At 45.8% G+C, this 25,555-nt stretch carries 23 protein-coding genes, 2 tRNA genes and 1 pseudogene; 12 read left to right on the top strand and 14 right to left on the bottom strand.

Translation table 11 applies throughout. The annotated features are described in order from the left end of the window. Together AB4484_RS15635 and gpmM are read left to right on the top strand one after the other, a co-directional pair. Positions 1-164 (top strand): annotated as a pseudogene (locus AB4484_RS15635) (ISAs1 family transposase); the annotation flags it as partial. Between the two features lie 320 nt (positions 165-484). Next, positions 485-2,017, top strand: a complete 1,533-nt coding sequence (gene gpmM / locus AB4484_RS15630; RefSeq protein WP_372079108.1) for a 2,3-bisphosphoglycerate-independent phosphoglycerate mutase — start codon at positions 485-487, stop codon at positions 2,015-2,017. Positions 2,018-2,336: 319 nt separating this feature from the next. Here gpmM and AB4484_RS15625 read toward each other — a convergent pair whose 3' ends face one another. Then, complete coding sequence (locus AB4484_RS15625; RefSeq protein WP_372079106.1) at positions 2,337-2,819, bottom strand: methylated-DNA--[protein]-cysteine S-methyltransferase; 483 nt, start codon at positions 2,817-2,819, stop codon at positions 2,337-2,339. An 81-nt stretch (positions 2,820-2,900) separates the two neighbouring features. Then, a complete protein-coding gene (locus AB4484_RS15620; protein ID WP_372079104.1) occupies positions 2,901-4,244 on the bottom strand; it encodes an MATE family efflux transporter in 1,344 nt (447 codons plus the stop codon). 39 nt (positions 4,245-4,283) lie between these two features. Here AB4484_RS15620 and AB4484_RS15615 point away from each other — a divergent pair, with 39 nt between their 5' ends. The 5 genes from AB4484_RS15615 to AB4484_RS15595 all read left to right on the top strand — a co-directional run bounded on the left by AB4484_RS15615 (position 4,284) and on the right by AB4484_RS15595 (position 9,480). Beyond that, positions 4,284-4,601 carry a hypothetical protein gene (locus AB4484_RS15615; RefSeq protein WP_372079102.1) on the top strand — a complete coding sequence of 106 codons (318 nt, stop codon included), beginning with the start codon at positions 4,284-4,286 and terminating at the stop codon, positions 4,599-4,601. 26 nt (positions 4,602-4,627) lie between these two features. Next, a complete protein-coding gene (locus tag AB4484_RS15610) occupies positions 4,628-4,918 on the top strand; it encodes a co-chaperone GroES (protein ID WP_017061289.1) in 291 nt (96 codons plus the stop codon). Between the two features lie 51 nt (positions 4,919-4,969). Beyond that, positions 4,970-6,616 (top strand): chaperonin GroEL, encoded by a 1,647-nt coding sequence (gene groL / locus AB4484_RS15605; protein WP_372079100.1) that lies wholly within the window; start codon positions 4,970-4,972, stop codon positions 6,614-6,616. A 572-nt stretch (positions 6,617-7,188) separates the two neighbouring features. Continuing rightward, entirely contained in the window at positions 7,189-7,746 is a 558-nt protein-coding gene (locus AB4484_RS15600) for a VC2662 family protein (RefSeq protein ID WP_048607780.1), read from the top strand. A 255-nt stretch (positions 7,747-8,001) separates the two neighbouring features. Continuing rightward, positions 8,002-9,480 carry a diguanylate cyclase gene (locus AB4484_RS15595; RefSeq protein ID WP_372079098.1) on the top strand — a complete coding sequence of 493 codons (1,479 nt, stop codon included), beginning with the start codon at positions 8,002-8,004 and terminating at the stop codon, positions 9,478-9,480. A 65-nt stretch (positions 9,481-9,545) separates the two neighbouring features. Here AB4484_RS15595 and AB4484_RS15590 read toward each other — a convergent pair whose 3' ends face one another. The 3 genes from AB4484_RS15590 to epmB form a co-directional block, all read right to left on the bottom strand. Next, positions 9,546-10,034, bottom strand: a complete 489-nt coding sequence (locus tag AB4484_RS15590; RefSeq protein WP_048607785.1) for an MgtC/SapB family protein — start codon at positions 10,032-10,034, stop codon at positions 9,546-9,548. A gap of 105 nt (positions 10,035-10,139) precedes the next feature. Further along, on the bottom strand, positions 10,140-10,685 hold the full coding sequence (locus AB4484_RS15585) for a prepilin-type N-terminal cleavage/methylation domain-containing protein (protein WP_372079096.1): 546 nt from the start codon (positions 10,683-10,685) through the stop codon (positions 10,140-10,142). A 13-nt stretch (positions 10,686-10,698) separates the two neighbouring features. Further along, a complete protein-coding gene (gene epmB, locus AB4484_RS15580; RefSeq protein ID WP_172380566.1) occupies positions 10,699-11,721 on the bottom strand; it encodes an EF-P beta-lysylation protein EpmB in 1,023 nt (340 codons plus the stop codon). 33 nt (positions 11,722-11,754) lie between these two features. On the opposite strand from epmB, the gene efp reads away from it, so the two are divergent. Next, complete coding sequence (gene efp, locus AB4484_RS15575; protein WP_019822013.1) at positions 11,755-12,321, top strand: elongation factor P; 567 nt, start codon at positions 11,755-11,757, stop codon at positions 12,319-12,321. Between the two features lie 232 nt (positions 12,322-12,553). Here efp and frdD read toward each other — a convergent pair whose 3' ends face one another. The 4 genes from frdD to frdA are packed head-to-tail and all read right to left on the bottom strand — an operon-like array spanning position 12,554 to position 15,925. Next, positions 12,554-12,940 carry a fumarate reductase subunit FrdD gene (gene frdD, locus AB4484_RS15570; RefSeq protein ID WP_017067166.1) on the bottom strand — a complete coding sequence of 129 codons (387 nt, stop codon included), beginning with the start codon at positions 12,938-12,940 and terminating at the stop codon, positions 12,554-12,556. A 12-nt stretch (positions 12,941-12,952) separates the two neighbouring features. Then, positions 12,953-13,336 (bottom strand): fumarate reductase subunit FrdC, encoded by a 384-nt coding sequence (gene frdC / locus AB4484_RS15565; RefSeq protein WP_048607793.1) that lies wholly within the window; start codon positions 13,334-13,336, stop codon positions 12,953-12,955. Position 13,337: 1 nt separating this feature from the next. Further along, positions 13,338-14,102 carry a succinate dehydrogenase/fumarate reductase iron-sulfur subunit gene (locus AB4484_RS15560; RefSeq protein WP_009847917.1) on the bottom strand — a complete coding sequence of 255 codons (765 nt, stop codon included), beginning with the start codon at positions 14,100-14,102 and terminating at the stop codon, positions 13,338-13,340. Then, positions 14,102-15,925: a fumarate reductase (quinol) flavoprotein subunit gene (frdA, locus tag AB4484_RS15555; RefSeq protein ID WP_048607796.1), complete on the bottom strand. Its 1,824-nt coding sequence runs from the start codon at positions 15,923-15,925 to the stop codon at positions 14,102-14,104. The genes AB4484_RS15560 and frdA overlap by 1 nt, the downstream gene beginning before the upstream one ends. A 451-nt stretch (positions 15,926-16,376) precedes the next feature. Here frdA and epmA point away from each other — a divergent pair, with 451 nt between their 5' ends. Next, a complete protein-coding gene (gene epmA / locus AB4484_RS15550) occupies positions 16,377-17,348 on the top strand; it encodes an elongation factor P--(R)-beta-lysine ligase (RefSeq protein ID WP_372079093.1) in 972 nt (323 codons plus the stop codon). Positions 17,349-17,432: 84 nt separating this feature from the next. Here epmA and AB4484_RS15545 read toward each other — a convergent pair whose 3' ends face one another. From AB4484_RS15545 to rsgA, 5 genes are all read right to left on the bottom strand, one after another. After that, positions 17,433-18,320, bottom strand: coding sequence for a DMT family transporter (locus AB4484_RS15545; protein WP_372079091.1), 888 nt, complete (start codon positions 18,318-18,320; stop codon positions 17,433-17,435). 161 nt (positions 18,321-18,481) lie between these two features. Further along, positions 18,482-20,362: a methyl-accepting chemotaxis protein gene (locus tag AB4484_RS15540; protein ID WP_372079089.1), complete on the bottom strand. Its 1,881-nt coding sequence runs from the start codon at positions 20,360-20,362 to the stop codon at positions 18,482-18,484. Between the two features lie 292 nt (positions 20,363-20,654). Next, a complete protein-coding gene (locus AB4484_RS15535) occupies positions 20,655-22,070 on the bottom strand; it encodes a DASS family sodium-coupled anion symporter (protein WP_372079087.1) in 1,416 nt (471 codons plus the stop codon). A gap of 307 nt (positions 22,071-22,377) precedes the next feature. After that, positions 22,378-23,289, bottom strand: coding sequence for an archaetidylserine decarboxylase (asd, locus tag AB4484_RS15530; RefSeq protein ID WP_050619803.1), 912 nt, complete (start codon positions 23,287-23,289; stop codon positions 22,378-22,380). A 125-nt stretch (positions 23,290-23,414) separates the two neighbouring features. Then, on the bottom strand, positions 23,415-24,470 hold the full coding sequence (rsgA, locus tag AB4484_RS15525) for a small ribosomal subunit biogenesis GTPase RsgA (RefSeq protein WP_017061306.1): 1,056 nt from the start codon (positions 24,468-24,470) through the stop codon (positions 23,415-23,417). A gap of 150 nt (positions 24,471-24,620) precedes the next feature. Here rsgA and orn point away from each other — a divergent pair, with 150 nt between their 5' ends. The 3 genes from orn to AB4484_RS15510 all read left to right on the top strand — a co-directional run bounded on the left by orn (position 24,621) and on the right by AB4484_RS15510 (position 25,551). Continuing rightward, on the top strand, positions 24,621-25,166 hold the full coding sequence (gene orn, locus AB4484_RS15520) for an oligoribonuclease (protein WP_010434065.1): 546 nt from the start codon (positions 24,621-24,623) through the stop codon (positions 25,164-25,166). 180 nt (positions 25,167-25,346) lie between these two features. After that, a tRNA-Gly gene (locus tag AB4484_RS15515) sits at positions 25,347-25,422 on the top strand. Between the two features lie 53 nt (positions 25,423-25,475). Beyond that, positions 25,476-25,551, top strand: a tRNA-Gly gene (locus tag AB4484_RS15510). Positions 25,552-25,555: the final 4 nt, after the last annotated feature.

The following is a 25,555-nucleotide window of genomic DNA, read 5'->3' as shown; positions in this document are numbered from 1 at the left end:
GAGGCACTGGAGCTTTAGCTTTCAATGTCCTGAGGAAAATCGCACTAAGTCTTTTTAAACAAGATACAAGTAAAAATATCAGCATGGTAAGAAAGAGGAAGATAGCGGCTCTTGATGATGAGTACCGCTCGGTACTTTTAAGCGCTGGAATTAAAATGCTCTAGCCGTGACCTTACTTGCTGATGCGTCAGTTTAAGAAACAACAACACTCAAGTTTGTTAGACTTATCCGATAAAAAAGCTTTAAGCAAGCTGGCCTGATGGAATAGCGGTCACCTAATACTTAGTCTCACCGGAATTATTTATAAAAATTTTAATTTGGAAACAAAGCATCGGTCACCATCAAATGACACTTTTTTTCATATCCGATCCGCCTACCTGCGCCCTTTCTTGATCTTCCGCTACAGTTTTGACTGTAAACTGTAGTAAAATTACGCTAATTTGTTTTTATACCGATTTATTTTGAATTGAACGAGGTCAGTCCTATGTCAGCTAAGAAGCCAATGGCTCTAGTGATCCTTGACGGTTACGGTTACCGTGAAGACAACCAAGACAACGCTATCGCGAACGCTAAAACACCAGTATTAGACGGTCTTATTGCTAACCAACCTAACACGCTAATCTCGGCTTCTGGCTTAGATGTAGGCCTACCTGATGGCCAAATGGGTAACTCTGAAGTGGGTCACACCAACATCGGTGCGGGTCGCGTGGTATACCAAGATCTTACTCGTATTACTAAGTCAATTTCAGACGGCGAATTCGGCCAAACTGAAACGCTGGTTAACGCTATCGACAAAGCGGTGAAAGCTGAGAAAGCAGTTCACATCATGGGTCTTATGTCTCCAGGTGGCGTTCACTCTCATGAAGATCACATCTATGCAGCTGTTGAAATGGCAGCAGAGCGTGGCGCAGAGAAAATCTACCTACACGCATTCCTAGACGGCCGTGATACACCGCCACGTAGTGCAGAAAACACACTTGCACGCTTCCAAGCGTTGTTCGCTAAGCTAGGTAAAGGCCGTGTGGCTTCGCTTATTGGTCGTTACTACGCAATGGACCGTGATAACAACTGGGATCGCGTTCAAGAATCTTACGACCTGCTGACTCAAGCAAAAGCAGAGTTCACATTCGACACTGCAGTAGCTGGCCTAGAAGCGGCTTACGCTCGTGACGAAAACGATGAGTTCGTTAAAGCGACGGAAATCAAAGCGGAAGGTGAAGAGTCTGCTGCTATCGTTGATGGCGATGCGGTTATCTTCATGAACTACCGTGCTGACCGTGCTCGTGAAATCACGCGTGCATTCGTTCCTGATTTCGACGGCTTTGCTCGTAACGTATTCCCAGCGATCGATTTCGTGATGCTGACTCAATACGCAGCAGATATTCCTCTTCTATGTGCATTCCCACCGGCTTCTCTAGAGAACACCTACGGTGAATGGCTATCGAAAGAAGGCAAAACGCAGCTACGTATCTCTGAAACAGAGAAATACGCGCACGTGACGTTCTTCTTCAACGGCGGTAAAGAAGACGAGTTTGAAGGCGAAGAGCGTCAGCTTGTTGCTTCTCCAAAAGTAGCAACTTACGACCTACAGCCAGAAATGAGCGCACCTGAGCTAACTGAAAAGCTTGTTGCAGCAATCAAAGGCGGTAAATACGACGCTATCGTTTGTAACTTCCCTAACTGTGACATGGTTGGCCACACTGGCGTTTACGATGCAGCGGTTAAAGCGGTAGAGTCTTTAGACGAATGTCTTGGCAAAGTGGTTGAAGCGATCAAAGAAGCCGATGGTCAATTGCTTATCACTGCTGACCACGGTAACGCGGAAATGATGGTAAACCCAGAAACGGGCGGCATCCACACGGCGCACACTAACCTACCAGTGCCACTTATCTACGTGGGCAACAAAGACGTTGAGTTCAAAGAAGGCGGTAAGCTGTCTGACCTTGCACCAACGATGCTTTCTCTGTCTGGTATTGATATTCCAGCTGAGATGTCAGGTGATGTGATCGTTAAGTAATCACTTAACTTTCATCGAATACTAGAACGGCTGCACGCGAGTGTAGCCGTTTTTTTGTATCTGGAATTTGAGTATAGATGCGAGATACGAGTAAGCGGGTCACTAACAGAGTGATAGCTGTTATATATTTTCGCATCTCGCATCTCGCATCTCGCATCTCGCATCTCATGCCACGTATTACTTGTCATATTCGGTGTTCAACATAAAGAGAGATTCCCTATCACGCTCGTACCTCGCTGTAGGAAATGATGTAATGATAAGAAGGGGCAGATTCGGAGTTCGAGTTATATGCTTTTCGTATCTCGCATCCCGTTTACTCTCATCTCGCTTTTAGAACCGAACGCTCAAAGTCCAGTAACCACTCTTTGCGGTTCATGCCACCGGTGTAGCCGGTTAATGTGCCATTGGCACCAATCACTCGATGGCAGGGTACAACAATACTAAATGGATTCTTGCCATTTGCACCACCGACTGCTCTTACGGCTTTTGGATTGTCCATTCTCTTTGCTTGCTCACCGTAACTGATGGTTTCGCCATAAGGAATGGTCGTTAAAGCCTGCCAAGCGGCTTTTTGAAAGTCCGTGCCTTTTATCGCTCTTAATGGCAAATCGAATTCTGTTCGTTGACCTGCAAAGTACTCATCTAACTGCTTCGTCGCCAGTTGGCAAAGGTCATCCGGATTGCTAGTCATTAGCTCTTCATGATTTACATGGTCAATTTCAATAATCGACACACCATTACTCACAATGATCATCTTGCCAATCGGTGCGTCATAAAGCATTTTGTAAGTGGTGTCTTCCATGTCATCTTCCTTTTTTTAGTCTTTTTCTGCTCTCAAGCTCTTCGAATCTTTCATCTGCTCTTAAATCTTTTCGTATCACGGTTACTCGCATCCCGCATCTGCTTTAGCCCTTACACGAAGTGCAAAACAATACCCTGAAATACCACCCATTATGTTTCCTAAAGCTAGGCCAATAAACAGCCCTTCTACGCCATCGATTTGGCTACCTACCCAAGCAAACGGCAAGGTAAATACAAACAGACGCATGAAGCTCCATTGAAAGGCTTTGAGAGGTTGATGCATTGCATTCATAGCGCTGATTAGCATCATTACAATGCCTTGGAATCCATAGCTAAACGGGACAACTAACAAGTAATGCCACAAGATGCCTCGTACAGATTCTTCTTGAGAGAACAGGGCTGCCAAAGGGATGCTCAGTGGCACCATCATTAAGAAAATCAAGCCCTGGAACATCACGGCGAAGCGCATGCTTAAGAACAGAGCCTTAAAGCTGCGTTGAGGGTTGTTTGCGCCAAAGTTTTGCGCCATGAAAGGCGTAAGAGCCGAAGTCAGAGACATCAACACAATGATAAGAATCGATTCAATACGCTGGGCAGCGCCATAAGCCGCTACAGCTTCTGTCCCTTGTTTGGCTAACATCATCATGATAATGGCGCCAGCAAGTGGGTTAAGGGCATTGGAAAGCGCGGCGGGTGTGCCAATGGTTAAGATCTGTTTCCAGTCATCGATGATGTTTTTTAGCTTAGGCGGAGCAAGTAGCTTTTCTCGTATGGTTAATACATACAGTGAGCCACATAAAGCACCAAACCAACTGAATCCGCTAGCAATGGCTGCGCCCTGAATCCCTAGCTCAGGGAAAGGGCCGTAACCAAAGATTAATAGAGGATCGAGAATGCCGTTAATCAGGCCTGCCAGCATCATAATCTTGGCCGGTGTTTTGGTATCGCCACTGGCTCGTATCGCGCTGTTACCTGCCATAGGAATAACAAGTAGTGGAATGGCTAAATACCAGACTGTCATATATTCGGATATCAGTGGCAGTAGCTCAGGTTCAGCGCCCAATAAGGCGAACATGGGTTCAAGCGTTACAAGCCCCAGAGTTGATGCAAAGCCAACAAGAAGCACCGCAAGCAGTAAACCGTGGCAAGTAAAACGAGCGGCATTTTGTGCGCAACCTTGGCCAAGTAACCTTCCAATACACGTCGAAAGGCCGATGCCAATCCCCATGGTGATGCAGTTGATTGCAAAGGTGACAGGGAAGGTGAAGCTCACCGCAGCAAGGGCTTGGGTACCCAATAATGAGATAAAGAAAGTATCGACAAGGTTAAACATCAAGATCGCCACCATGCCGAATATGGTCGGTATGGTCATGGTACGCAATGTACTCTCAATTGGGGCGGTTAATAGCCCGTGCTTATCTTGCATGTAAAACGCCGATAGAAACCAAAAGCGTAGGATAAACAGATGTGGCTTGGAAAGAAAGAAAAGCTAAAAGCAGATGCGAGATGTGAAAGAGCAGATACGAGTAAACGAGATTCGGGATGCGAAGAGCTGGAAGAGCATGAAAAGCAGATACGAGTAAACGAGATTCGGGATGCGAAAGGCAAAAACAAAGAAGGCGATTCTCTTGTCTTCCGCTCTTCGTTACTCGTTTACCCGCATCTCGCATCTGCTCTTATCTGCTTTTCAGATCACAATTTTTATCTTTTCCCCCTTGGGTTCTTCCACATCGCCCCAACATATTGGGTAACCCCATGCCAATCGTGGCAACTATCAAATTAAATGGAAATTATCAGGAGATCTGACCGATGAATATCCGTCCTCTACACGACCGAGTTATCGTTGAGCGCCAAGAAGTTGAATCTAAATCTGCTGGTGGCATCGTTCTAACTGGTTCTGCCGCTGAAAAATCAACTCGCGGTACAATTCTAGCTGTTGGCAAAGGCCGCATTCTAGAAAACGGTTCAGTACAACCATTGGACGTTAAAGTTGGCGACACTGTTATCTTTGCTGAAGGCTACGGCACTAAGTCTGAAAAAATCGACGGCAAAGAAGTTCTGATCATGTCTGAAAACGACATCATGGCGATCGTTGAGTAATCCGACCCATAAACCTGAACTGACTGAATAAAGAATTTAAAGGAAATAAAGATGGCTGCTAAAGACGTTAAATTTGGTAACGACGCACGTATTAAAATGCTAGAAGGTGTAAACGTTCTGGCTGACGCGGTAAAAGTAACGCTAGGTCCTAAAGGCCGTAACGTTGTTCTAGACAAATCATTTGGCGCACCAACGATCACTAAAGATGGTGTTTCTGTTGCACGTGAAATCGAACTTGAAGACAAGTTCCAAAACATGGGCGCACAAATGGTTAAAGAAGTGGCTTCGCAAGCGAATGACGCAGCGGGCGACGGTACAACGACAGCAACTGTTCTTGCTCAAGCTATCATCACTGAAGGTCTAAAAGCGGTTGCTGCTGGCATGAACCCAATGGATCTTAAGCGCGGCATCGACAAAGCGGTTATCGCAGCGGTTGAAGAGCTAAAAGGCCTGTCTGTTCCATGTTCAGATACTAAAGCTATCGCGCAAGTAGGTACTATCTCTGCGAACTCTGATTCGACAGTAGGTAACATCATTGCTGAAGCGATGGAAAAAGTAGGTCGTGATGGCGTAATTACGGTTGAAGAAGGTCAGGCTCTACAAGACGAGCTAGACGTAGTTGAAGGTATGCAGTTCGATCGCGGTTACCTATCTCCTTACTTCATCAACAACCAAGAAGCGGGTTCTGTTGATCTAGAAAGCCCATTCATTCTTCTTATCGACAAGAAAGTGTCGAACATTCGTGAGCTTCTTCCGACTCTAGAAGCGGTTGCTAAGGCATCTCGTCCACTTCTAATCATCGCTGAAGATGTAGAAGGCGAAGCGCTTGCAACTCTCGTTGTGAACAACATGCGTGGCATCGTGAAAGTGGCGGCTGTTAAAGCCCCTGGTTTCGGTGACCGTCGTAAAGCTATGCTTCAAGACATCGCTATCCTAACGGGCGGTACGGTTATCTCTGAAGAGATCGGTTTAGACCTTGAGAAAGTAACGCTAGAAGATCTAGGTCAAGCTAAGCGCGTAACCATCACTAAAGAAAACTCAACCATCATTGATGGTGCGGGTGAAGAGACAATGATCCAAGGTCGTGTTTCTCAAATCCGTCAACAAATCGAAGATGCAACATCTGACTACGACAAAGAGAAACTTCAAGAGCGCGTAGCTAAGCTAGCTGGCGGTGTTGCGGTAATCAAGGTTGGCGCTGCGACTGAAGTTGAAATGAAAGAGAAGAAAGACCGCGTTGAAGATGCACTTCATGCAACTCGCGCTGCAGTTGAAGAAGGTGTGGTTGCTGGTGGTGGTGTTGCACTTATCCGCGCTGCCTCTAAAGTTGCTGGCCTTGAAGGTGACAACGAAGAGCAAAACGTAGGTATCCGCGTTGCACTACGTGCAATGGAAGCTCCGATTCGTCAAATCACTAAGAACGCTGGTGATGAAGAATCAGTGGTTGCTAACAACGTTCGCGCTGGCGAAGGTAACTACGGTTACAACGCGGCGACTGGCGAATACGGCGACATGATTGCTATGGGTATCCTAGATCCAACTAAGGTAACGCGTTCTGCACTTCAGTTCGCTGCATCAGTTGCTGGTCTTATGATCACGACAGAAGCGATGATCACAGACAAGCCTCAAGATGCGTCTGCTGCTATGCCTGATATGGGCGGCATGGGCGGTATGGGTGGCATGGGCGGTATGATGTAATCATCCCCTTTCTCGTAACAGAGAGAGCCATACATAAGCTTTAGAAAACGGAGACCTCGGTCTCCGTTTTTTTATGCTCGTTATAATTGGATTCGTTGTTAAACTGAGATTCCAGATACTTCGTTCCTCAGTTCTGGAATGACGGTTGTTATTGCTGGAGTTATTTTGTGTTTCGTCATTCCCTACAGCGAGGTTCGAGCGTGATAGGGAATCTGCTTTGCCTATAAGCGTTTGAGGGTGTTGTGTTCTGAGATTCCAGATACTTCGTTCCTCAGTTCTGGAATGACGGTTGTTATTGCTGGAGTTATTTTGCGTTTCGTCATTCCCTACAGCGAGGCACGAGCGTGATAGGGAATCTTTACAACCTTCAAATAGAAACATGAGCCTAGATCGCTACTCTTACCTCTCACCGTATCCCTTTCTTTATATTGCTCTTTATGATTTAGCGGCTTATATTCAACAGTACAGTTATGACATTGATCTAACATGGATAGCTGTTGAATAAAGGATAATAAATGCTTGATTGAAAATGGATTAATCAAGTCAACAATAAGTCAGTGGAGACTCCCCCAATGAAAAAACTACTTTCAGTACTTGCTGTGTCTGCAGCAGTAATGGCACCGGCGGCATTTGCCTCTTCGCCTGTTATGTTTTCAACAATTAACGGCTTCAACGCACCTGATTCAGATGCAGTTGGCGGTGTGCGCTTGGCTTTACTTCACGGACAAGTGAACGACCTTAAAGGTCTTGATCTTGCTGTTGTTGGTATGTCTGAGACGCAAACGACCACAGGTGTGAACCTGGGTATTTTTGGTGCATCAAAAGTGAACCAAGAAATGACCGGTGCATCTCTAGGTTTCTTCAACTGGAACACGGGTAAAACAACGGGTGTTAACCTTGGTGCTGTGAACATTACTAATGATGTGAAAGGCGCGAACGTGAGTTTTGTAAACTACTCAGAAGGTAACACTATGGTTGATGTTGGCGCTGCGAACCTTTCAGAAGTGTCTACGGTTCAGGTTGGTATCTTCAACAAAACCAACAAAATCGAAGGCGTACAAGTTGGTCTGATCAACTGTGCTGATAACGGTTTCTTCCCGTGCTTCCCGATTGTAAACTTTGCTAAATAACGCTGTCGTTTAGCCTTTGGTTCTACGGTTGGCGAGCAACGTTCAGTTAATGCATTAGCTTTTAGTTACGCATACGCGATTAAAGACTAAGCCTATCAACGCCTAAACCCTTGTTTGGGCGTTATTACATTCAATTCTACTTCCACGATAAACTTCTCAAATTACCCAATAAGCATGTTGTTTTATATTTGTTGTTGCGATGTTTGAATTTATGGGTACAATGTGCGATAAATTCCCAATGATGATTTATATGCTTTGATTAACCACCATACCGTCGATTTTAAAAAGGCTTTCTTAGGCCTGACCGCCAGTTTTTTAGTAGTTTTGAGCTTGTTGCTCGTTGATTCAGCGGAAGAATCAGATAAACAGTATGGAATGGAAAACCAAGGCGTGACACGCTCTTTAGCGGAGCTCACACAGATCATAAATGCGCTTGAGTACAACATCACTGCGCTTTATCCACTGCATGGGGATACCTACGTATTCTCGCATGACAAAAAGATCGAGGGTGAGACGTGTTACTTCACCAGTGAGGAGCAACATGCCCCTCGTTTTGATTTTATGTTCTCTGGCCCTCGCGAGATGTGCAACCCGGAATCGGACCTTTATACCGAAGCGGGTAAGCGCCTGTTCATCGCGCCGACCATGGCTTATTTTGCCAATACCATAGATACCATTTCTGCGATTTACTTCATTTCAAAAGAGAAGTTCATTATCTCTTCGCCTTCTGACTTTGCCAGTTACATTAAAGGCGACACCTTTGATTCGGTTGTGAATAGCAGGCCTTATTGGGTGAACACGATTCGCTTTGGCTTAGCTCAAGGGCAAGACCAAGTGGTGTATACCGGCCAATATGATGACTACCTGACAGGTCAGAAAGTGGTGACCTTAACCAAAGGAATCTACGTTAATGGTGAGTTTAAAGGGGTGTTGGGTGTCGATGGCTATGTCTCTAACCTAGTCTCAAACCCTACCCATGGCTACAAAGTCACCAGTACGCGAGGCGCAAACAAATACGGTTTTATGGACTTTACTTATTCCAAACCTCTGTATGTTGATGACATTGACACCCAGTTATATCTGAGTATTGAAGAAGATAAGAGCGAGCACTTTCTGCATATCTTGGAAATGGAGAAGATTCAGCTTTCGATACTGTTGGTTTTGTATCTGCTCTCGGTTTTATGGCTATGGCGCTTCTATACAAGACAAGAGCACCAGCGTTTAAATGAGCTAGCAATGCGCGACCCATTAACGGGCTTGCTGAATCGACGTGGTTTTGAGGCTCGATTACTGGCCCAGGATGAGGAGCCGATTATTGGTGTTGGCGTGTTTGATATCGATGATTTCAAAGTCGTTAATGATCAGCATGGCCATAAAGTGGGGGACGAGGTGATTTGCCATGTTGCTCGGTTGATGCTGAACAGCGTTAGACAGCAAGATATCGTGGCTCGATTTGGTGGCGAAGAGTTTGTTGTCGCGATTACGGGTGAATCGTCTGAGTTGCTTTCATCGATCTTTGAGCGAATTCAAAACGACATTAGCCTACAGAGTTATCGATGCCCTACGGGTGACAAGATTAATATTTCTGTGTCTGGCGGCGCGACGCTCTACTCTCTGTATAAATTCGACAGTGTCGGCCACTTGTGGGAAAACCAAAGCATTCGTTCCTCGGATGAGCAGCTTTATAAGGCAAAGGCTGCAGGTAAGAATCAGGTGTGTATTCAAGTGTATTAATGAGTTGGATACACAAAGGCCTAGTCGTGTGACTAGGCCTTCTTAATGTCTGTCTCAGATTGAGGCTACTTCTTCACTCGACCTTTTCGCATCCACTTTTGGTGAACGCCACGGCGCAGGCTTTGGAAGCTGTTTTCCACTTTATCGACACCAAGCAGAATCACTAGCGCCATTAGCGTGATAATGACCGATTGGGAAAGATGCCCTAGTGCGATCATCATACCTAATGCAGCGAGTACCCAAATAATCGCGGCTGAAGTGACACCATGAATCTTTCCATCCAGTGTCATCATTACCCCGGCGCCAAGGAAACCTACCCCTGTAATGATCTGACCAAGCACACGAGCTTGATCGAGCGTGTTAGGGGAAAGGCTAATCGCCATCGTAAGGAAGAAATAGGTACCGCTGATGATCAGAATCGATGTCCTGATACCTACCGGTTTACCGCGTGTTTGTCTTTCGATGCCGATTAACGAACCACACAGCATGCATACTGCAAGGCCTGCCCAGCTAAAGGGGGCAAGGTTGAGAGTTTGTTCTATAAATTGTGTCATATCACCCCTCCTAAAAATTTAGAATAGAGCCGAGTATGCTAATAATAGACCGGACGATCGAACAAAAACTTTTTGTCTTAACGATTGATAAAGGTGACGTAAAGTCTAGCAGCCGTCTGTTGTTAAGGTGAAGACAGGTGTCGTGGTTTCTGTCGCTTCTTGATACTCAAGGTAGCAGTTATCTCCTTCCTTTTTACGACTTGCTGGAGCGTAGATAATTGTTCCATCTCCGGCACTTACATTGGTAAAGAACCAATCGGCATTACCGACTCCCCACTCAGCATCAAGAAAGGTTGATTCTATTAGCATTGACCAAGCGTCACTGTTGATTGCCGCCGGGTAGCCATAGACGACTGATATATTGTCGCCCTCAACATTCACTGACGCACTCGCTGCTTTATCTAAGCCTAATGCCGATGTCTTACCATAAAGCATAGCACTTGCACCCTCCATTCCGCCTTTGAGGCCATTTAATGTAGAGATGCGCGCATCAGTTTGAAGGTTGAGGAACTTAGAAGCTGCGGTGACTGACACAATACCTAGAATCACGATCACCACGACCAGCTCGATGATGGTGAAACCTTTTGAGCTGAACTTAAGCGCTGGTTGAGATGTGATTACTGGTGGATCAATTGAGGTATTGTGTTTCATTGATACAACTTCTCTATTCAATGTGTAGGTCGAGTGGTGTTTTGCTGCTGCGTCCACCAATCTCACGGGTTAACTTAGGTACTAGGTAGCCAGAAACCTCAGAGATTAACTCCTTAAAGTGATGCTTCGCTTCTTCATCTGAAATATAGAAATGAGCAGCGCCCTGAACCTTATCAAGTACATGCATATAGTAAGGTAAAATGCCGGCATCGAATAGCTTTTCGCTTAATTCTTTCAATGAGTTAGCGCTGTTATTTACACCTTTAAGCATCACACCTTGGTTGAGCAGAGTTGCACCACTTAACTTAAGCTTGTGGAAGGCTTGTTTGAGCTCTAGGTTGATTTCGTTGGCATGGTTAATATGGCTCACCATCACCACATTAAGGCGAGTTTGAGCTAACAATTGGCACAATTCATCTGTTACTCGAGCGGGAATTACAACCGGTAATCGGCTATGAATTCGAACGGTTTTCACATGTGGGATTTGTTCGATAGCATGAATCAGCCACTCTAGTTCGCTATCTTTTGCCATCAGTGGATCGCCACCCGACAAGATAACTTCGTTGATCTCTGAGTGAGCAGCCACATAGTCTAGGCTGGTTTGCCAAACAGACTTCGAGCCCTTGTTATCTTGATAAGGGAAGTGACGACGGAAGCAGTAGCGGCAGTTAATTGCGCAACCGCCTTTTACAATCATCAATGCTCGATTTTTATATTTGTGCAGTAAGCCCGGAATTGCGTTCTCTTGCTCTTCCAGTGGATCAGCAGAATAGCCTTGGTGTACCTCAAACTCTTCGCTTAGCGGTAAAACCTGTCGTAGCAATGGATCGTGTGGGTTGCCTTTTTCCATTCGTTCGACAAAGCTAAGAGGTACCCGAAGTGCAAATAACTCACGAGCAGCAAAGCCTGCTTGCCACGGTGTTGGGTCTATTTCCAATGCCTCAAGCAGTTTTGTCGGGTCAGAGATCGCATTCGATAGTTGTTTGAGCCAGTTTTGCTCAACAGATTCGACTTTTCGGGTTATGATATGCGGCATTGAAATTAACTCAAAGATGTGGAAGAGAAAATCATGGCGTCAGTAAGCACCAATGAATTCAAAGGCGGTTTAAAATTCATGTTAGATAACGAGCCTTGCTCAATTATCGACAATGAATACGTTAAGCCAGGTAAAGGCCAAGCGTTTAACCGTGTAAAACTTCGTAAACTGCTGTCAGGCAAAGTGTTAGAGAAAACATTCAAATCAGGCGAAAGCTTTGAGCTTGCAGATGTTGTTGACGTTGAACTAGGTTACCTATACAACGATGGCGAATTCTACCACTTCATGAACAACGAAACATTTGAGCAAATCGCAGCAGACGTAAAAGCAGTTGCTGACTCTGCAAAATGGTTAGTTGAAAATGACGTTTGTACTCTAACGTTGTGGAATGATAACCCTATCACAGTAACTCCACCAAACTTTGTTGAGATCGAAGTAACTGAAACCGATCCTGGCCTTAAAGGCGACACACAAGGTACTGGCGGTAAGCCTGCAACTCTAGCAACAGGCGCGGTAGTTCGTGTACCTCTATTCATCGCAATCGGTGAAGTTGTTAAAGTTGATACTCGTACTGGCGAATACGTTGGTCGTGTGAAGTAATTTACTTCAAGTATCTGAAAAAGGTCGCTTATGCGGCCTTTTTTTGTACCTTAAGAACAGATGCGCGTAAACGAGATGCGGGATACGAAGAGCGGGAAGAGCAGATACGAGTAAACGGGATGCGAGATATTCGACAAACAATAAAAAAGCAGAGCTAGATAACCTAGCTCTGCTTTCTATTTTCTGCTCTTAAGCTCTTCGATACTCGATTACTCGAATCCCGTATCTGCTTTTAGATCATAAAAATGAAGATAACAGACAGTGCGCTGATTAGGCCTGCAACGAAGTAGCAACCCACTTTACCCGCAACGCCGACGTGGAACTTAAGGTCGTGCATGCCGTGGTGAAGACGGTGCATTGCGTGCCACATTGGCAGTGCCAGCGTACCGATGATGAATAGCGCGCCGATAATGCTGGTGGCAAATTCAGACACACGCTCGTAGCTCATTGCGTCAGCATCGATGATGCCCATTGGCACTAAGATACCTAACACTAGAATCGTGATTGGTGTGATCATCGCGAACCAAGTACCGCCAGCGCCAAATAGACCCCACCAGATTGGCTCATCGGAGCGTTGTGGATTGTGGTTAACAGGCTTAACTTTGTAGTTTGTGTTCATAACGAAAGCTCCTTACACCACAACAAGAACGATTAAAGAAATAAAAGCCACCGCAGCCCACTGAGTCAGTACGATGATTCTTTTATCAACCAATTTGCCTTTAAGACGGATTGGCATTACTTGAGGCATCATGCTGAAGAAGGTTTGAGCGTGCAGCAAACTGCCTAGCAGTGCCACGATGTTGATACCAACGACGATAGGGTTCGCCATAAAGCTCAACCAACCAGCCCAAGCTTCAGGGCCTTTCACTAGTGCACCCAAACCGAAGGTTAGGAACAGAGTGAATAGAATCAAAGGCAGTACAGTCGCTTCACGTAGCATGTAGAAGCGGTAGAACGGATGGTTGCTCCACCACGTTCTCTTCATCTCACGAACATAAGGCTTACGATTGCTCATATTATGCCTCCTCTGCTGTTTTTACTTGCGATCCGTCTGGCTTGAACATCGAGATAACGAAGTCCATTGAAGACTCAACTTTACCTTGGTTTACTGCCGCTGCTGGGTCTACTTTCTTCGGACATACGTCAGAACAGTAACCTACAAACGTACAGCCCCAAGCGCCATTGTCGCCATTGATAAGCTTCATACGTTCAGCTTTACCATTGTCACGGCTATCTAGGTTGTAGCGGTGAGCAAGAGCAAGTGCTGCAGGGCCGATGAACTCAGGGTTTAGACCAAACTGAGGACACGCTGCGTAACACAAACCACAGTTGATGCAGCCAGCGAACTGTTTGTACTTCGCCATTTGCTCTGGAGTTTGGATGTTAGTGCCGTCTTCTGGCTTACGGTCGTTACCAATGATGTAAGGCTTGATCGCTTCAAGGCGCTCGATGAACGGCGTCATGTCGACAATCAAATCTTTTTCGATTGGGAAGTTAGCTAAAGGCTCAATCTTGAAGCCATTCGGGTAGTCACGTAAGAAGCTCTTACACGCTAGTTTTGGCACGCCATCAACCATGATGCCGCAAGAACCACAAATCGCCATACGACAAGACCAGCGGTAAGATAGGTCTTTATCTAGGTTGTCTTTGATGTAACCGATCGCATCAAGTACTGACATGGTTTCATCAAATGGCACCTCAAAGGTTTGAAAGTGAGGCTCTGCATCGTGCTCAGGATCATAACGCAGGATTTCAATTTTTTGGATTCGATTCGCTGACATTATGCTTGCTCCTCTTCGCTCTTCTTAGCATTCTCTTCTGCTGCTTTTTCAGCGGCAGCGGCTTTCTCTGCAGCTTCACCGTACAGACGAGCTTTAGGTTGAGATTTGGTGATCTTAACGCCGCTGTAGTCGATGGTTGGTGCTGCATCTTCGTTGTAGAAAGATAGAGAGTGTTTCAGGAAGTTCACGTCATCACGTTCTGTGCAGTTGTCGTCTAGACGTTGGTGTGCACCGCGAGACTCTTTACGAAGGATCGCTGAGTGAACCATCGCTTCTGCAACTTCAAGGCCGTAACCCACTTCGATAGCGTAAAGTAGGTCAGTGTTGAACACTTTGCCTTTGTCTTTAATGCTGATCTTCTTGTAGCGAGCTTTCAGTTCAGTGATTTTGTCGATGGTCTTTTGCATCAAGTCTTCTTGACGGTAGATACCACAACCCGCTTCCATGGTGTGACCCATTTCAGTACGGATGTCAGCCCAGTTCTCGTCGCCTTCTTGAGCCAAGATGCCTGCGATGCGATCTTCAACCGCTTTAACTTGCTTAGCGATAGACTCTTCGTTCCAGCCTTTGAATTCAGCAGCGCGTTTCACCGCTTCTTCACCAGCAACGCGGCCAAATACTACGAACTCAGCCAGAGAGTTAGAACCTAGGCGGTTTGCACCGTGTAGGCCAACTGAAGCACATTCACCAACGGCGAATAGGCCTTTAATGCGAGTTTCACAGGTACCGTTAGTCTCAATACCACCCATGGTGTAGTGAACGGTTGGACGAATTGGGATTGGCTCTTTTGCTGGGTCTACGTTTACGTACGCTTTTGCAAGCTCACAGATAAACGGAAGACGCTCTTGTAGGTACTCTTCACCAAGGTGGCGAAGGTCAAGGTGTACGACATCACCAAGTGGGTGCTTGATGGTGTTGCCTTTCTGCTGCTCGTGCCAGAATGCTTGAGAAACTTTGTCACGTGGACCCAGTTCCATGTATTTGTTTTTCGGCTCGCCCACTGGAGTTTCAGGGCCCATGCCGTAATCTTGCAGGTAACGGTAGCCGTTCTTGTTGACGATGATACCGCCTTCACCACGACAACCTTCGGTCATCAAGATGCCAGTGCCCGGTAGGCCTGTTGGGTGGTATTGAACGAACTCCATATCACGCAGTGGTACACCGTGGCGATAAGCCATTGCCATACCGTCGCCCGTTACGATGCCGCCGTTGGTATTACAGTGGTAAACACGACCTGCGCCACCGGTTGCTAGAACAACAGATTTTGCTTTGATGGTAACAAGCTCACCTTCAGACATGTGAATCGCGATTAGGCCTTGTACTTCGCCATCTTCAACGAGCAAATCCACCACAAAGTACTCATCAAATCGTTTGATTGTGTCGTACTTCATCGAAGTCTGGAACAGAGTATGAAGCATGTGGAAGCCGGTTTTATCCGCTGCGAACCACGTTCTCTCTACCTTCATACCGCCGAATCGGCGTACGTTTACTTCACCGTTTTCTTTACGACTCCATGGGCAGCCCCATTGTTCCATTTGGATCATTTCGCGAGTCGAGTTTTCAACAAAGTATTCAACAACATCCTGTTCACATAGCCAGTCGCCACCACCAACAGTATCGTTGAAGTGGTTATCTAGGCTATCTTCGTCTTTAATTACCGCTGCTGAACCGCCTTCTGCCGCTACCGTGTGCGAACGCATTGGGTAAACTTTAGAAATCAGTGCTACTTCCAGTTCAGGATTAGCTTCAGCCGCAGCAATAGCTGTACGAAGACCAGCGCCGCCTGCGCCGATGACTGCGATATCTGTGGTAATTGTCTTCACAGTTATTCTCCAGTGTGATGCGGAGTATTCCGCTTGTAATTATAAAAAGCCTATTTAGGAGGTTCTAAATCGTAGGAACCATTTAGCGCCCCTAAGCCTTAAGTGGTAGGTTCAGTGTAAGAGAGGAAGGTATTCGAAAAGTTGATGCATTTGGGTTTTTAGGTCGGTAATGCATATGGAGGCATAGAAATTATAGGTTATGTGACTGCAATCACGGCAATGAATTGTTGATAACGATTAACCCACAGGACGGGTGTTAACGGCTTGTTGAGTATGATTTTTGTTATCAATGTTGATGTGAAATCTGTATTGATAATTGTATTGTAGAACGTAATTTTCTGGCTTCATTAAAACAACATTTTGCTTTCACGAATAGAAAGATAGAAGCTTACAAAAGCGATGAAAGGTGGTAATTTTCGTCGCCTAGAATTCAGTAATATGGAACTCAATAATGCACTCTACATGGCAACCGGCCGCAACCATTGAACAGTTAAAGCAACGTGCTGATATCCTTAATCAAATTCGTCAGTTCTTTGCTGAGCGAAACGTGATGGAAGTGGATACGCCGGCGATGAGCCACGCCACGGTGACTGACGTGCATTTGCATACTTTCAAAACTGAATTTGTAGGGCCGGGTTATGCACACGGTCAGCCACTGTTCTTTATGACGAGCCCTGAGTTTCATATGAAACGTCTATTAGCAGCGGGCAGTGGCTGTATTTATCAAATTTGTAAATCTTTCCGTAACGAAGAGAATGGCCGTTATCACAACCCTGAGTTCACCATGTTGGAGTGGTATCGAGTTGGCTTTGATCATCATGACCTGATGGATGAAATGGATTTGCTGTTACAGCAGGTACTTAAATCGGGCTCAGCAGAGCGGATGACTTACCAACAAGCCTTTATTGATGTGTTAGGTGTGTGTCCATTGGAAGATTCGATGGATACTCTAAAACAAGCGGCAGCGAAGCTTGGGCTTAGTGACATTGCTGATCCAGAACAAGACCGCGATACCTTACTACAACTACTGTTTAGTATTGGGGTTGAAGCAAAGATAGGGCAACAAGTGCCTGCGTTTGTTTATGACTTCCCAGCATCACAAGCGGCGTTAGCCAAGATTAACCCGAATGATCCACGAGTGGCGGATCGCTTTGAGGTGTATTTCAAAGGCATTGAATTGGCAAACGGCTTCCATGAACTAGACAAGCCACAAGAGCAGCTCAAGCGCTTTGAAGATGACAATGCCAAACGTATTGAGATGGGCTTATCGCCTCAACCGATTGACCATCACTTGATTGAGGCATTAAAAGCGGGCTTACCAGACTGTGCGGGTGTTGCTTTAGGTATTGATCGTCTGATCATGCTGGCATTAGGTTATGACCATATCGATGATGTGACGGCTTTTCCGTTCCCGCGCTCTTAGCTTTTTGATTTTGTTTTACTGAGAGTGAATAGTCATTAGCTATTAATTCTCAGTTTCCAAACAGCTGCCAATTAACTTCACTAGCTAGCTGACCAGAATACCAGTACCCACTACGGCAACAATGGCACCTATCCAAGCATAGACATTTGGTCTCTGCTTGGTGTACAACCAAAGTATTGGTAACAACATGATTGGCGTGGTTGAAGATAACAGAGCAACCATGCCGACATTGCCTTCCTGCAACGCATACAAGATCAGCGTCATTCCCACCGCCATTGCCAAAAAGCCGTTAACCGCGGTAATCGCGAATATTTGCTTATTCATTGGGTTTAGTGCGCGTGAAAGTTTGGCGCCTGTTAAGCGAAACAGTGAGTGAGCTACAAAAGCGGTGATCATTCGAATGGCAGAAGCTGCTATTGGGTCAATGCTGGTTTGCATCACGGGCTTGGCAATAATCCCACCTAATGCTTGGCAGATAGCCGCTGTGATTCCGAGAGCAACGCCAATCCACACAGTGCCTTTGATGGTTTCGAGTTGGTTGTTGGCTTGTCCTCGACGACCAAAGAATATCGCTGTTAAAACGCCACTGAACACCAAAGCCGAGCCAATCAGCTCAACAGAAGTCATGCTTTCGCTAAATAGGAAGTAACCAAGAATCGCCGAGAACACGGCGTGACAAGAGAACAGCAAACCCGCTTGGCGCGGTCCCATTCGATTCAAACAAGCAAATAGGGCGGTGTCACCAATGAAGATGCCAATTAGTCCAGACATCATCATTGGCGTGACTAGGTCTGCTTCGACCGTTGACCAACCACCGGTAAACCAAGCCATGCTCGATAAGATGATCGCGGTACAACCCATTCGCCAACGGCTATAGGCGAAAGAACCTAAGTGCTGAGCAGGCTTTACTGACATTAGGCTCGCGATGGCCCAAAGAAAAGCGGCAGCAAGAGCCAACCATTCGAATCCCATCTGAATAACATCCTTGTGTCTGGGATAAATTAGCTCATCAATATGCATTAAACCGGACTGAGAACAAAGTGATTCTTATGAAAGAACGACTTTGTTTCAGTTATTAGTTTATGTCAGCTGTCGCTTGCTGGTGTGGTTCAACTTACTTTGCTTGAGATGAGTTATACCTTAAAGCGCTCTACATCTCGGCGCATCGACTCGGCAGCGCTACTCATTTCATTTGAGCTATTGCGACTGCTTTCAGCTTGTTGTGCAAGATCGTCGGAGGCATCTTTGATCCCTTGCGTGTTGCGACTGATGTCTTCGCTTACTGCGCGTTGCTCTTCCGCAGCACTCGCTATTTGCAGCGCCATATCGTTGATTTCAGTGATCGCCTGGGTGATTTTAGTCAGGCTGCCATGAGCTTGTTCTGCGAAGCCAACGCTGTTCTCTGCCAGTTGAGTGCTAGTGGTCATGCTTTCTACGGCATGTTCGGTATTCTTCTGCAGCGTATCAATCATCACGCGGATTTCTTCCGTTGAGCCATGCGTTCTTTGGCTGAGCACTCGAACTTCGTCTGCAACAACCGCAAATCCACGACCTTGTTCTCCCGCACGCGCCGCTTCAATCGCGGCATTCAATGCCAACAGGTTGGTTTGTTCAGCAATACCTTGAATGGTGGATAGGATCTTGTTGATGCTTTGAGCATTACTCTCTAATTCACGAATCACATTGGCCGCGTCTTCGACTTGAGTCGCAAGGCCAGTAATCGCATCACGGTTTTGTTGAATAACCTCCTGGCCTTCGTTACAAGCGGTCGCTGATGCTTGAGAGGCTGAGGCGGTTAATTCGGCATGGCTAGCCACTTCTGCTGCCGTGGCGGACATCTCATGAATCGCGGTCGCTATTTGATTGATATCGTTTTGCTGATTTTCAACTCGAATGGATGATTGGGTAGCCAGTTGATTGGCTTTTTCAGCATGATTGTTGAGATCGTGGCTGTGCTCTATCACGCCCTTCAACATGCTTTGCATCTGGCTTAAGAACTGGTTTACAAGCTCGGCAAGTTTGCCAATCTCATCCATACGCGTGATATCAATACGCTGAGTGAGATCACCTCTGCCTTGAGCAAGCTGAGTCAGTGCTTCTGATAAGGTTTGTAATGGAGAAAGCAGTCGGTTGATTACCATAGTGCTCGCAATCGAAATGACGATGTACAAAATCAAAGAAGTAAGAGCGATGAACTGAATCGCGTCAGATACCGCAGAGAACGCCATTTCCTTATCGATAACAATACCTAACGACCAATCGGTATTCGGGACGTTGGCAATGTAGACCATTTTATCCCCTTGGCTAGGCCAAGTTAGCGTGGTGATCATTTGGCCTTGGATCAGTTGTGACACCTTATTGGCCGTTAGCTCTGGGTTCAAACTGGTCAGTGGTTTCTGACTTAGCTCTTCATCACTGTAGGCAACGATGTTGTTGTTACCGTCGACTAAAAACGCAAAGCCATCGTTATCCAGTTTCACGTTGAGTACAGTGTCGATAATGCTGGTTACAGTTAGGTCTGCCGCGAGGACACCTTGTCTTTCACCGTTGAATGCTTTTGCAAAGCTGATGACAATGCTGCCGTCAAAGTCTTGATAAGGTTCGGTAATGATGAGATCTGATGTTGTGTTGGCATCTTTATACCAAGGGCGGGTGCGCGGGTCGTAGCCTGCTGGCCAGTCTTCCCCTTTGTCGCCATAAGCGATAGAGCCATCGCTGAATCCTGCATAAACAGACAAGAATTGTCCGGCTTGTTTGGTGATGAGTAACTCACGGTCAGAGTTGCTGTTGCTTGAAATGGTCGGCTCATTAGCCAGCATCATATCGCTGCGAATCGAGAGCCAATCGGCAATATAATTCGTCGTGCCAGCACTGACATTTTTCATTTCTTGGTTGATCGCGACTTCAGTTTCTTGAGTCAGTTGATTAACCGATATCCAGGCTTGAGCGCCACTCACGACGGCAATAATGACCGCAATTGCGATCTGAATTTTAAATTTAATAGTATGTCTCAAGGTCTATTCCTCTTTATTAGACAAAAAACTAACTACAGTGACGTACTTGATGGTGAATTGATGTGTCTCTGATGCGTGTATAGTGCCGCTCCCTGTCGGGGAATGAATGTGTTTGAAATCATAAATTCTAAATATATTTACTCTGCTTTTTGTAAAACAGTGAAGTAAAATCACAGTTACCTGTTGATTGAAATGTTAGTTAATTGCTTGGGGTGGAGCGGTATAGATCGAAAAAAGCGCCAAATTTACATTCAGCGCTTTAGTTAGGATTAAAGGGGAGCGTTAACGCTTACTAGGTGATGATAAACAGGGCGAGATAAACCATCAGCAAGCCGACAATACCTAAGATGATGCCCATCTTCGCCATGTCTTTGCTTTCGATAAGTCCGGTTGAGTAGGCCAGTGAGTTTGGTGGTGTCGATACTGGCAAAATCATACCAAGTGACGCAGAGAAGGCGACCACAACCAGCAAGCCTTGCAGGCCACCAATCGCAACTAGGCTTTCCATGGAAGCACCAATCGCAGCGGCTATCGGCATCAGCAAGTTGGCAGTTGCAGTGTTTGACATGAAGTTCGCCATTAACCAACACACGATAGATAACGTCAGTACCACAGCTGTCGGTGACAGCGACTCATAGTCAATCGCGTGTGCGAGTGCAGCGGCTAAGCCTGTTTTATCAAGGCCGATACCAATCGCAATACCACCTGCGACCAGCCACAACACATCCCAGTTGATCAGCTTGAGTTCTTCTTTGCCCATAATGCCAGTCAGAGTAAACACAGCCAGTGGAATGATAGACACGACATAAGTGTTCATGCCATGCAGTTTGGTGGTCATCCACAATAAGATTGTCGCAGCGAAGGTGATGTAAACCACAATCGCTCGCCAGCTCTTTCTAAATTGGCCATCGAGCTTGAGCACCATGTTTCTTTCTTTAGAAGGGAAGAGTTTTTGTAGAAGAAACCAAGCGATGGTGAGTTGGATGATCACAAAGGGTAAGCCCATCATCATCCAGCTGAGGAAGTCGATGGTGTTTTCACCCGTTAGGTACTGCAGCGCGATGGCATTGGGCGGTGTACCGATGGGTGTCGCGATACCACCGGTGTTGGCAGCAATTGGAATACACAATACGAGCGCCTTAATCCCCATATCGCCTTTTGGTGCAGAAGCTACGATCGGACCGAGTAGCGCAAGCATCATTACCGTTGTTGCGGTATTTGACATGAACATTGAGAACACGGCGGTGATCAGCATTAAGCCGAGCATAATGAAGCGCGGCTCTGTACCAAATGGTTTGAGAAGCACTCGAGCTAGGTTGTTATCGAGTTCGTACTTGGATGCGGATATCGCAAGAGCAAAGCCCCCCATGAAAAGGATGATGATAGGTGACGAAAATGCACCGAAGATGTCGGTATATTTGATTAAATCACCGAGATCGTGTCCCGCTGGTGGATTTCTAAATAGGTGTAAGCCTTTGTCAGAAATCATCACCAATTCAAGCGCAATGATCAAAATGGAAGTGGCAAATACCGGAACAGGTTCAAGCACCCATAACAGAGCCGCTAATAAGAATATCGCCAATAAGCGGTGCTGAATCAGCGTGAGGTCATCGATTGGTATTGAATCTATTGGCATGAATAACACGCCTAAGGGAATCGCAAAACAAATCAACAGCTTGACCAGAACGCCAACATTGAGTTTAGGCATGTACAAAGACCCTATAAATAAAATATCTTCAAATAGAGTAAGTTATCTGGATTTCTGGTACTTGGAGACGGGTTGGAAAATCAAAAAGTTATTTAAGGTTTCGGCAACTGTTTTGTTTTTGGTCAATCTTTTCTGGGCAGTTAGAAGCAAGAGTGAGAAGCAACAGGTGTCTGGGCAAGGTTTTGGGAATTTGAGTTGTTAGAGCTTGAGTAGCAAATGAATCGGTAGAGTTAAGAAAAAGGCGCGCTCTTCTCTGAAATAGAAAAAGTAACGCGCCTTTAAAGCTTAAACGAGTTAACTCAAATCGTTAAGCTTGGTCAGTGTTCTCTGCTGAATCAACAGCATCAGTCTCAACTTCTTTACCAGCAATGTGTGCGAAAGGTGTACCAAGAACCGTTTTCTCGCCATTTTGCATCGTGTCGTCAAACTTGATCGCATCTTTAGCGAACAGGTTGATAACGGTTGACCCTAGCTTAAAGCGGCCCATCTCTTCGCCTTTCTTCAAGATGATTGCTTTGTCACCTTGTGCAGGGTAATCCCATTTGTAAACCGAGTTACCGCGAGGTGGCGTGATGGTACCCGCCCATACTTGCTCGATGCTACCTACGATCGTTGCGCCAACCAGCACTTGTGCCATTGGGCCAAATTCCGTATCGAAGATACAAACGACACGCTCATTACGTGCGAATAGGTTTGGAACGTTTTCTGCCGTTAACGGGTTAACTGAGAAAAGGTCACCTGGAACGTAGATCATCTGACGCAGTGTGCCGTCACATGGCATGTGCACGCGATGGTAATCACTTGGTGACAAATAAAGCGTTGCGAACTCGCCGTCTTTAAATTCATCCGCTAGAGCAGCATCACCACCCAATAGCTCGCGAGCTGAGTAGTTATGGCCTTTCGCTTGAATCAGTTGACCGTCAGTAATTGGGCCAAATTGGCTCACACGTGCATCTGCAGGGTGAACAATAACAGACTCACCTTCAGCGATAGGGCGCATGCCTTCTTTCAATTCACGCACGAAGAATTCATTGAATGTTTTAAAGTGTTTTGGATCGCTATGCAGAGCTTCATCCATGTTCACTTTGTATTGCTTGATGAACCAGTTGATGATCGCTGTCGTTAAGCCGCCCGCTTTAGCAGACGCAAGTTTGCCGACTAGGCGAGTTAATCCATGTTGTGGAATCCAGTACTGCAATCCAACTTTAATCTTATCCATTGTATTAATTTTCCAATGCTAATTGTTTTTCAATTAAATCTGTCGATGACGGTTTAGGGCGCGAGATGTTACTTAAATTCGCGTCAATTGTCAGTAAATGCACACATTTGTTCACAAAAACGCGATTAGAGATCGGCTTTTTTGTTGCGTGAATACTGACGGTTATCTTTGTTACTCGCCATGCTTTCAATGATGCGGTGGTAGTTGTCGAAACGTAATCGACTGATCTTTCCGTTTTCTACCGCTTCGCGCAGGATGCAGCCTGGGTCATCAATGTGTTTACAGTCACGGAACTTACAACCGCCAAGGTAAGGCTTGAACTCGATAAAGGCTTCAGTGATTTCGTCAGCTTCTAGGTGCCATAGGCCGAATTCACGTACTCCTGGTGAATCAATCAGATCACCACCAGAAGGGAAGTGGTACAGACGAGCTGCCGTGGTTGTGTGCTGACCAAGACCTGAGTTCTCAGAGACTTCGCCTTCTTCAATGTCTAGCGTAGGCATTAATGCATTCACTAGGCTTGATTTACCCACACCCGATTGACCAACAAAGATGTTGATACGGTCTTTGAGTTCAGCTTCCAGCTCTTTGATGCCGTAGCCAGACTCTTTACTCACGAACATCACTTTATAGCCGATCTTCTCGTACTCTTTAAGTGTTTCACGGTATTCAGCAATCTGCTCATCAGTCAGTAGATCGACCTTGTTCAGTACAACAAGCGGCGCGATGTTCACCGTTTCTGAAGCAATTAGGTAACGGTCGATAATATTAAGTGATAGCTCTGGTAGCACAGCCGAAACGATAACCATTTGGTCGACGTTCGCAGCTACTGGCTTTAGGCCATCGTAGTAATCAGGGCGAGTCAGCATTGAAGTTCTCGGTTCAACCGCTTCCACAACGCCAGAAATACCGGCCATTGATTCTAAGCCTGCGCGCCAAGTCACTCGGTCACCAGAAACTAAAGTCTCGATACTACGGCGTAAGTTACAACGATGAACTTCGTTAGTTTCAAGATCTTCGATATCAGCATGTTGGCCAAAGCGCGTAATCACGAGTCCGCTTTTGGTTCCGCCAAGCATGTTCTCATCCCATTGGATAGAATCTTCTTTCTTGAGTCGCTTGTTCTGGTTGCTACGTACACGACGTACTTGACCTTTGGTTAACTTCTTTTTTTTAGCCACAATTTTTCACTTAACACATCTAACTTGATGATTGGGGACTCAAACAGGATGTTGCTGGTACCACGTGATTTCGATGGTCCTAAAGCTAGTTTGAGTATAGTTATTTGGGTATAGTACCTCTTTTACACATAAACAAATAGGCGACGCCTTATGTCCTTTAGCGATCAGAACCTTATTTGGGTTGATCTAGAGATGACAGGACTTGATCCTGAAACTCATAAAATCATTGAAATTGCTACTATCGTTACTGATAGTGAGCTTAACATCCTGGCTGAAGGACCTGTTTTGGCTATTCACCAACCTCAGAGTGAATTGGACAAGATGGACGAGTGGTGCACAACGACGCACACTGGCAGCGGCCTTGTGAAACGAATTCAAGAAAGCACGGTTTCAGAGCAAGATGCCATCCAACAAACCATTGAGTTTCTTGAAAAATGGGTACCAAAAGGTAAGTCACCAATTTGTGGCAACAGCATTGGTCAAGACCGCCGTTTCCTATACAAGCACATGCCAGAGTTAGAAGAGTACTTCCACTACCGCTATGTTGACGTAAGCACTCTGAAAGAGCTGACTCGTCGTTGGAAGCCTGAAGTGTTAGACGGTTTTTCAAAGTCAGGAAGTCACCTAGCATTGGATGATATTCGAGAGTCTATCGCCGAGCTGCAGTATTACCGAAAAACGATTATTAACATCTAGTCGAATAAAATGATCACGTTTATCTAACTTTTCAGGGACATAAGAGCCGTTTTTTTTGCAAATCTGTGTGCTTTTACAGCAGTTGAGTAAAAAGTTTCGTAATTTTGCATTAAGGACTTGCATCACAAAAAAATGCTCTTATAATTCGCAGCCCTGAACGGCGAAAGACGTTTTCAGATTGCGATACTAGCTCAGTTGGTAGAGCGCAACCTTGCCAAGGTTGAGGTCATCGGTTCGAACCCGATGTATCGCTCCAATTTGTAGGTTACGGCGAAAGCGGTAATCGAAAGGTGAAAGACCTTTTATAATGCGATACTAGCTCAGTTGGTAGAGCGCAACCTTGCCAAGGTTGAGGTCATCGGTTCGAACCCGATGTATCGCTCCAAATT

Origin of the sequence: Vibrio sp. 10N.261.46.A3 (assembly GCF_041472995.1) — a bacterium.
Classification (GTDB): Bacteria; Pseudomonadota; Gammaproteobacteria; order Enterobacterales; family Vibrionaceae; genus Vibrio; species Vibrio coralliirubri.
The sequence above is the reverse complement of the archived record's forward strand: the minus strand, read 5'-3'. Positions and strand labels throughout refer to the sequence as shown.

What these genes read in the sequence shown, in the direction of transcription:
- gpmM (WP_372079108.1), top strand. Translation starts at nt 485, where the DNA reads ATGTCAGCTAAGAAGCCAATGGCTCTAGTGATCCTTGACGGTTACGGT.
- AB4484_RS15625 (WP_372079106.1), bottom strand. Translation starts at nt 2,819, where the DNA reads ATGGAAGACACCACTTACAAAATGCTTTATGACGCACCGATTGGCAAG.
- AB4484_RS15620 (WP_372079104.1), bottom strand. Translation starts at nt 4,244, where the DNA reads ATGCAAGATAAGCACGGGCTATTAACCGCCCCAATTGAGAGTACATTG.
- AB4484_RS15615 (WP_372079102.1), top strand. Translation starts at nt 4,284, where the DNA reads ATGTGGCTTGGAAAGAAAGAAAAGCTAAAAGCAGATGCGAGATGTGAA.
- AB4484_RS15610 (WP_017061289.1), top strand. Translation starts at nt 4,628, where the DNA reads ATGAATATCCGTCCTCTACACGACCGAGTTATCGTTGAGCGCCAAGAA.
- groL (WP_372079100.1), top strand. Translation starts at nt 4,970, where the DNA reads ATGGCTGCTAAAGACGTTAAATTTGGTAACGACGCACGTATTAAAATG.
- AB4484_RS15600 (WP_048607780.1), top strand. Translation starts at nt 7,189, where the DNA reads ATGAAAAAACTACTTTCAGTACTTGCTGTGTCTGCAGCAGTAATGGCA.
- AB4484_RS15590 (WP_048607785.1), bottom strand. Translation starts at nt 10,034, where the DNA reads ATGACACAATTTATAGAACAAACTCTCAACCTTGCCCCCTTTAGCTGG.
- AB4484_RS15585 (WP_372079096.1), bottom strand. Translation starts at nt 10,685, where the DNA reads ATGAAACACAATACCTCAATTGATCCACCAGTAATCACATCTCAACCA.
- epmB (WP_172380566.1), bottom strand. Translation starts at nt 11,721, where the DNA reads ATGCCGCATATCATAACCCGAAAAGTCGAATCTGTTGAGCAAAACTGG.
- efp (WP_019822013.1), top strand. Translation starts at nt 11,755, where the DNA reads ATGGCGTCAGTAAGCACCAATGAATTCAAAGGCGGTTTAAAATTCATG.
- frdD (WP_017067166.1), bottom strand. Translation starts at nt 12,940, where the DNA reads ATGAACACAAACTACAAAGTTAAGCCTGTTAACCACAATCCACAACGC.
- frdC (WP_048607793.1), bottom strand. Translation starts at nt 13,336, where the DNA reads ATGAGCAATCGTAAGCCTTATGTTCGTGAGATGAAGAGAACGTGGTGG.
- AB4484_RS15560 (WP_009847917.1), bottom strand. Translation starts at nt 14,102, where the DNA reads ATGTCAGCGAATCGAATCCAAAAAATTGAAATCCTGCGTTATGATCCT.
- epmA (WP_372079093.1), top strand. Translation starts at nt 16,377, where the DNA reads ATGCACTCTACATGGCAACCGGCCGCAACCATTGAACAGTTAAAGCAA.
- AB4484_RS15545 (WP_372079091.1), bottom strand. Translation starts at nt 18,320, where the DNA reads ATGGGATTCGAATGGTTGGCTCTTGCTGCCGCTTTTCTTTGGGCCATC.
- AB4484_RS15535 (WP_372079087.1), bottom strand. Translation starts at nt 22,070, where the DNA reads ATGCCTAAACTCAATGTTGGCGTTCTGGTCAAGCTGTTGATTTGTTTT.
- asd (WP_050619803.1), bottom strand. Translation starts at nt 23,289, where the DNA reads ATGGATAAGATTAAAGTTGGATTGCAGTACTGGATTCCACAACATGGA.
- orn (WP_010434065.1), top strand. Translation starts at nt 24,621, where the DNA reads ATGTCCTTTAGCGATCAGAACCTTATTTGGGTTGATCTAGAGATGACA.